At 26.0% G+C, this 7,151-nt stretch carries 9 protein-coding genes; 4 read left to right on the top strand and 5 right to left on the bottom strand.

Annotated features, from left to right (window positions below; genetic code table 11):
* Window positions 1–38 precede the first annotated feature (38 nt).
* Both HMPREF2663_RS13220 and HMPREF2663_RS07255 read left to right on the top strand, forming a co-directional pair.
* Complete coding sequence (locus HMPREF2663_RS13220; protein ID WP_123985656.1) at window positions 39–197, top strand: AAA family ATPase; 159 nt, start codon at window positions 39–41, stop codon at window positions 195–197.
* Window positions 198–369: 172 nt separating this feature from the next.
* The gene (locus HMPREF2663_RS07255) at window positions 370–660 is read left to right on the top strand and encodes a TOPRIM nucleotidyl transferase/hydrolase domain-containing protein (RefSeq protein ID WP_031770370.1); all 291 of its coding nucleotides are present in this window, start codon (window positions 370–372) and stop codon (window positions 658–660) included.
* 179 nt (window positions 661–839) lie between these two features.
* Here HMPREF2663_RS07255 and HMPREF2663_RS12880 read toward each other — a convergent pair whose 3' ends face one another.
* From HMPREF2663_RS12880 to HMPREF2663_RS13215, 4 genes are all read right to left on the bottom strand, one after another.
* On the bottom strand, window positions 840–995 hold the full coding sequence (locus HMPREF2663_RS12880; protein ID WP_002485021.1) for a hypothetical protein: 156 nt from the start codon (window positions 993–995) through the stop codon (window positions 840–842).
* 76 nt (window positions 996–1,071) lie between these two features.
* Window positions 1,072–2,790 carry an ABC transporter ATP-binding protein gene (locus tag HMPREF2663_RS07250; RefSeq protein ID WP_046044639.1) on the bottom strand — a complete coding sequence of 573 codons (1,719 nt, stop codon included), beginning with the start codon at window positions 2,788–2,790 and terminating at the stop codon, window positions 1,072–1,074.
* 19 nt (window positions 2,791–2,809) lie between these two features.
* On the bottom strand, window positions 2,810–3,250 hold the full coding sequence (locus HMPREF2663_RS07245; RefSeq protein WP_031770330.1) for a hypothetical protein: 441 nt from the start codon (window positions 3,248–3,250) through the stop codon (window positions 2,810–2,812).
* Between the two features lie 18 nt (window positions 3,251–3,268).
* A complete protein-coding gene (locus tag HMPREF2663_RS13215) occupies window positions 3,269–3,757 on the bottom strand; it encodes a MauE/DoxX family redox-associated membrane protein (RefSeq protein WP_031770331.1) in 489 nt (162 codons plus the stop codon).
* Between the two features lie 131 nt (window positions 3,758–3,888).
* On the opposite strand from HMPREF2663_RS13215, the gene HMPREF2663_RS07235 reads away from it, so the two are divergent.
* Entirely contained in the window at window positions 3,889–4,203 is a 315-nt protein-coding gene (locus HMPREF2663_RS07235) for a hypothetical protein (RefSeq protein WP_031770333.1), read from the top strand.
* Window positions 4,204–5,307: 1,104 nt separating this feature from the next.
* Here the strand turns inward: HMPREF2663_RS07235 and HMPREF2663_RS07230 are convergent.
* Window positions 5,308–6,246: a replication initiator protein A gene (locus tag HMPREF2663_RS07230; RefSeq protein ID WP_046044640.1), complete on the bottom strand. Its 939-nt coding sequence runs from the start codon at window positions 6,244–6,246 to the stop codon at window positions 5,308–5,310.
* Between the two features lie 444 nt (window positions 6,247–6,690).
* Between HMPREF2663_RS07230 and HMPREF2663_RS07225 the strand changes: the two genes are divergently transcribed.
* The coding region (locus HMPREF2663_RS07225; RefSeq protein WP_141762237.1) for a DUF536 domain-containing protein at window positions 6,691–7,151 on the top strand (461 nt) is incomplete at its 3' end.

Here is a 7,151-nt window from a genome sequence, read left to right as displayed (position 1 = left end):
GTTAGCTATATTTTTTACTTTGCAACAGAACCCAAAATATTATTTATGCTTTTGAAGAGTCTGAAACATCATTACACCCCAACCATCAATTAATGCTAATTGAGTCATTTCTTTCTCTTTCTTCAAACTCAAATAATATTAACTACCCATACGCCAAATTTAGCATCTATGCTACCATTAGAAAGTTTGACATATAGATTCTGATAATAAACGCAATAAAATACAATATGGTACTGATAAAGCATATTCACAAATGGTTTCTACTTTAGGAGTATTACCGGACAATATCGATAGGAATAAAAAAGCGATTTTACTTGTTGAAGGAAAAAAGTGATATTATTTTTATAAGACACTTATGTGATAAGTTAAATGAAGGTAATGCTATACCATATACATTTAGAAGAAAAAGGTTTCGCACTATTATCTACAGGTGGTAGCGGAAATCTTAAATCTTGGATTAATTTAAAAGTTATTGAACAATTTAATATTCCTTGGTGTATATTACAAGATTCTGACATAGGACCTAACGATGAAAATGCAAATAGAGAGAAAAAGCAAGAGCTAGAATCGAAAGGAATAAAAATGTATCTGACTAAAAAAGAGAAGTTGAAAAATATAAAGGTTCCGATGGTAACATTAGGTATGAATTTACAGAAATGATAAATGATTTTTTAAGCATAGTAGATTAATTCTAATCTTTGCATTCCTCTACTAACCACTTTATAATTCAGTTAACGAAAATGATTGAAAAAGACTAAATCAATTGTAGATGAAGTATTAATTCAATTTATAAAAAATAAGGTTTATTAAAAAAAGTGGCTAATAATTAGCCACTTTTTTTAATTTGAGCCCGGAGCTTTTGGATGTTTCGTTTCTGCTGGTGACGTTTCACAAGAATATTTTGTATGATGTTTACAAGAAGCTGCAGTTACAATTTGAGCTGCAGTTGTCCAAGGATTTGGTAAGCCTGGCTTTACTTGTGGAGTTTTACCCATAACGAATACCTCCTTTATATATGTTTGATTAGAGAATAACATATTCAACAGTATATGTCATATAATTCTGAATATCTTACTTTAATTGTTGTAGCTCAATCATATTTTTATATTTTGAATGTCTAGATAATAACTCTGCATGAGTACCCATTCCTGTAATTTCACCATTATCGATAAAAATTATTTTATCAGCTTTTAGTACAGTGGAAAGACGATGAGCTACTATTATTGTTGTTCTATCATTGCTAACATTTTTTATAGATTCTTGTATTTTGTGTTCACTTTCGCTATCTAAATTTGAAGTAGCTTCATCTAACAACAAAATCCCAGGTGTTTTTATAAAGTTTCTAGCTATATCTAACCTTTGTTTTTCACCGCCAGATAAATTAATTCCTTTTTCTCCAATAAGCGTATTATAATCATTAGGTAATTTCATTATAAAATCATGCGTTGACGCTAGCTTAGAATAATAAATGATATCTTCTATACATGGTGTCTCTTGTAGCGAATAAGTAATATTGCTTTTCACTGTTCTATTCAATACACCAGAGTTTTGCATAACATATCCTAAATTTTTTCTCCAATTAATTAAAGAATAGTCATAAATAGAATTAGTTCCATACTTAATTGAACCACTTTGAATTTCATATAGTCTTGAAATCAAATTAAGAATAGTTGTTTTACCAGAACCGGAAGGACCTACTATAGCAGTTATTTTATTTTTAGGTATAGTAAAGGATAAATTAGTAAAAACATGGTTGCTTTCATCATAACTGAAAGATACGTTATTAAATGACAAATCTACTGAATTTAAAATGTTAAGATTATTATTTTGTAAATTTTCTTTTTCTTCACTTAATATTTCAGAAAGTCTTTGACTTGCACCTATAGTTTTTTTATATCCTGTAAAGAGACTAGATATTTTTTCAATAGGGTCAGTTAATTGAGTCATATAAAAAATAAGAGCAATAAGCGTGCCAGGAGATATGGCTCCAGATGCCACTCTATATCCTCCAAAACCTAATACGCCACCCATTGAAACAAGCATAATTAACGTAGAAAGAGGTACTACAATTGAATTGATAACACCTTCTTTCACCCCCAAATAATATATATTTCGTAAATATGAATTAGTTTGACGAAACTCTTTATTAATTGAATTTGAAAGTTTAACTAATTTGATTTTAGATAAAACATGAGCTATTACACCACTAACCTTAGCAGTTTCAAGTTGTGTTTTATAAGAAAGTTTTTGCATTACATTGCTTATTGGTATTATTAAAATGACATACATAGGTATTGAAATAAGAGCAATTAAAGCTGTTTCCCAATCTAACATAAATAAAAAAAAGATTGATCCAAATAGTACAATTATCGATGGAAAAAAAGATGGTATAATTTCTGTAATGAAACTGTTTATTGATTTAGTGTCATCTATAATTCTACTTAATAGCTCACCATTACTATTTTTATCAAAAAAAGACGTTTTTAATCTTAAAATATGATTCCAAACTTTGTTAGTTAGAGAATAAATTATATTTTCGCCTAATTTAGTTAATAGATATATACTTAATCCGTTCAATATGGAACTTAACAAAAAAATGAAAACAAATACTATAATATAGTATTTGTTTTTTATGACTTCTGAAAAATTATCAACTATATTTTGAGTGAATAAAGGAACTATAAGTTGAAATATACTACCTATTACTGATAATAAAACAGAGAAAAATAGTAACCATTTAGGAATTTCAATCTCATTAACTAAATGTAAAACTGGGTTTTTTTGTTTCATAGTATCCTCCAAAATACTTTTAATAAATTTCTAAGTTCTTAGTGTTTTTTAATATACCTTTTTCAGTAATGATATTTTTCTCATTTACAACATACATAAATGGAGTTTGTGAAATGAATAATTCTTCCCAATTAATATCTTTTATAATTTTAAAATTGAATGAACCTTTCGTATTAAAGTAGTTATCTACAGCAACTTCATCGTCTATAAAAATTACATAGACATTATTTAAGTGGTCATTTAAGCTCAGCAACTCATCTATAATTTTAGCACAGTGGGGGCACTGAGTACTTAAACAAAAAATGTAATTTTTACTTTCTGTTAAATTAAAATTTTTGTATGGGAAAGGTAAGGATATAGGGATGCCTTGCAAATCCAATATTTTTCTATTTATATTATTATAGAAAAATATGATGCTTATAATTAAAACAAACAGTAACAAAGCTATTATGTATACCATGAATTTCATCGTCCCTTTCTATCTGATTATTGTTTTTATATAGAAATAAAAACACAAAAAAACAGAGTTTATAATTATATAATATACGTGTATGGTGATATCAAATTTAAAAGAGCAAGATATAATTAATACACTAAGCATATTCATTGACACTTTGGTCCAGTTTATATTACTTGTTAATCTTGTACCAAAACAATCACATTCTTGGCCCTTTTTTCCTATAAATATTAAAACCGTTATAAATAAACTAAAAAAAATATACATTAATAAGAGTATTGTCATACTCCATATAGAAATTTTCAGTGAAAGAAATATAGTTAGTGGAACAAAAACTTCTATAAATATTAGTAAAAATGAACAAAATTTAATTAGTTTTAAATTCACCTTATGATTTAATAATCCATATGTGTTTAGAGAAAAATGTGAAAAAGAATAAATTTTTAAAATTCCTGATACCAATGTTTGAATCAAAATGTAAGTTATAGCAATACTAAATAGAATATCCATATATTCCACTCCTAAAAGTATATAATATAAAGGATAAAACGTTTGGCATAATTTTTGAAGTTATAATAAGAAAAAGGTATTATAGTAACACATGTTAAAATAAGGTATAACCATATTTAGGAGGTGCTTTAATGTTTGAAAAGATGTTTAAAATTAGTAGTCTACTATTTTTAATAAACATGATTTTTGTAGCAATAAAAGATATAGTATTAGGTGGTGAAACTACAAGAGCCGGTAATAATTTATTAGTTATTATAACTATTATTTTCACTATTTCAATGCTTATAACGACTTTTTATTATATTAAAAATAGAAAAAGTGATTCTTCAAAGAATTATAAAGGGTTATACTATACTGTTCTTATTTTTATGCCAATAGTATGGATATTAGTTGGTTATTACGTGTTTTCACCATTGCCAGAGTTGCTTTCTCACACAAACACGTAAAAGTATATGTTGAATTAAATTGTTATAAAAGAAACTAATAGCCCAAAAAAACTTCTTTTTGAACAAATCCCCCCATCACAATTGTTATTCGAATTTTAAATACACTTATTTAAAATAAATATAAAACAAAAATAGTTCTTCATTTATTCTATAACTAAGCTTATAGTTAATCTAACGTAATCAAAGAATGTTCAAAGGTAGAATCAATGATTCTACCTTTTCTCTCTATATATTAACATATAAGATTAAAAATCCTATTTTCAAAATATTTTTCAAATCGCTTTTTGTTAGTTTATTTAAAGTGACTTTGGGATAAGTATTTTTTATTCACAATAAATGAAGATTTTCCTTTAATTTCATTAAACTCAACTTCATCTTTAAAACGAACTTGTAATAAATCATCAAAGCCCTCTAACGAATTAATATAACCCTTACTAGTATATTCGAGAATCTTTAAATTTAGCGCTTTCTCTTTTTTTTCTTCAATTTAATATTATCATTGCTCTTTTTATAAAAATAAATTACTAAACAAAATAATATAATAGAGCATAATAACAAAACGATAATCGTCATATCCACCTCTTAACTATTTATATCAATGACTTTATAGAATTTATTGCTTTATTGACTTTTCTACTTTTTATTTTTCTCTTTAATCTTAGCTAATAATTTTGCTGTTTCTTCTTCAAAAATTGTTGCTAAAGCAACTAAAATATCTATGATTTTTTACAAACATACAAAAACCTCAAAATATTTAGAGCTCCTTTTTAAAAATAAAATATATCACAAGAACTAATTAAATTTTAAATACCCTTTTTTAATTTTAAGGGATCATTTTAAAGAATTAGGGGTTATTATACTTTTTATACCTAAAAACCTATATTGGCTCTTAAAACGCAAATGAGAGCCAAATAAATATAAATGTATTTCACAAACAAAAATTTGAGTAAAACCAGTGCCGAATTTTTAGACACTGGACCATCTACATGCAAATTAAAAATTAGCATAAAATCATCCAAAAAGTAGTTCTGATTTTTAATTCTTGCAGAGGCATTTTTCTTTTAAAACAGCAAAATAGTTTGAATTTAATGAATAATATATTAATTATTCATTAAAAATATTATATATAGGCATATTTTGACGTCGCATATAAAGTGCATGAGTTTCTTCAAGTTCAGCTTTAATGGATTGCATTAAATATCCTTGCATTGTTTCGACGGTTTCATTCTTTTGTAGCAGCATTGCTTTAAAACGTTTCAACACATTTACAATTTCAAATTCAACATCTTCTAAACGATAATAGGTATAATGTGCATTATTAAATGATTTCTTCCCTTTGAGTAATACACTTTTAATAATTCGGATTTCTCTAATTTCAAATTTACTTAAATAATCTTGAAGTTGTTGTGGCAATTCTTCGAGTACTTGGAACTTAAGCGCATCATTATTAAATTCGATTTGTTGATGATTTGTATGATCCGAATGATTATGACTTGTTGAATTGTTATATATATCATTCATATCATACGTATCATTATTATCAGTTTCTATATTATCAGTATCATTTAAGTCAGTATCATTAGACTGTGAATTTGGAAGTTCTTGACCACTTAGATTCACAGTTCTAGAACTTCCGAATTCATTGTTCTGGAACTGTGAATTTGGAAGTTCCTTGGTATGACTGACTTCCATATCATAATTGGGTTTTAATAAATATAATCTATTGGGTTTATTAAGGCCAACACGTTCTTGAGTTAGTAAATTAAAATTTATTAACTCTTTTTTCAATTTTATGATTTTTTGCTCTGCATAACCTAAATACTCGCACAAATGTTTATTACTGAAAATAAAGTAAATGTTATTATTTTTATCTACCCATTCATTTTGGATGGATAATTCAAAACGATCTTTTAATAATGCATACATAATTTTGGCTTCTGCGGACATTTTCTTAAAATATGTATCTTCAAATAAATATTTAGGTAGTTGATAAAATCTTTCAGTTTTTACTTGTGATAAATTGTATTTCTCAAAATTGGGCATAATAAAAACCTCATTTCCACTTTTTTGGATTGAGGTAATAAAACAATTTTTACGTAAGTTATATGTTTTGTGCTTGCACTTAGATGATTAGATATATATAATACAAGTATCAAAAAATTATATAAACAGACGAATGCGAATCGTTTTATTACCGAGAGTCGATGCTACGCCAATAGCATCGGCTCTTTTAATATTCATAAAGTAATATTAACACTTTTAAGATCGTATATAAAGCGTTTTAAGTGTAGTTAAAAGCACATTACAACTTCAAAATGATAAAGTTTATTAGTTTAGTACCTAATTAAGCGTTGAAAATCTTCGATAGGTGGCTAATTAGGTTCTTAGGTGGTAAAATAGGCGGTAAAGTTAGATAGCAAAAGATGAAAAAATATTTGTTAGGTGGTAAAATTTAGGTACTAAATTAGGTACCTAAGGATGGATGTTATGAAAACTATTAAAATGGTTGCTGATGAATTGAATGTAACTAAACAAACTATTGTTAATAATGCTAAAAGCTTAAATATATCTTTTGAAAAAGAAAATGGAATTAATTATATTAATGATAATGATTGTTTGAAAATTATAGAAAAGATTACTAAGAAAGAAAGTACAACGCAAAATAAAAAATCAATAAAAAAAGAAAGATTTGATGAAAATACTGCAGAGGTTGAAAAGTATATATATAATAATTCAAATAGTTTTGAGACATTAAAAACAAAAGCAAATGAATTAGAAAAACAAATAGAAATCTTTGAAACTAGAGCTAAAAATGATGAAAAATATATTGAGAATTTAACTAAACAACTAGATCAACAAAATAGCAATGTTAATACATTAAATAAACTGTTGGAGAATCAACAAATATTAGCTTTAGAAAGTAATAAAAAGATTCAAAAACTAGAAAA

It is taken from the genome of Staphylococcus sp. HMSC077D08 (assembly GCF_001837945.1).
Classification (GTDB): Bacteria; Bacillota; Bacilli; order Staphylococcales; family Staphylococcaceae; genus Staphylococcus; species Staphylococcus epidermidis.
Note: the sequence above shows the minus strand (reverse complement) of the source record. Positions and strands in the feature narration are given on the sequence as shown.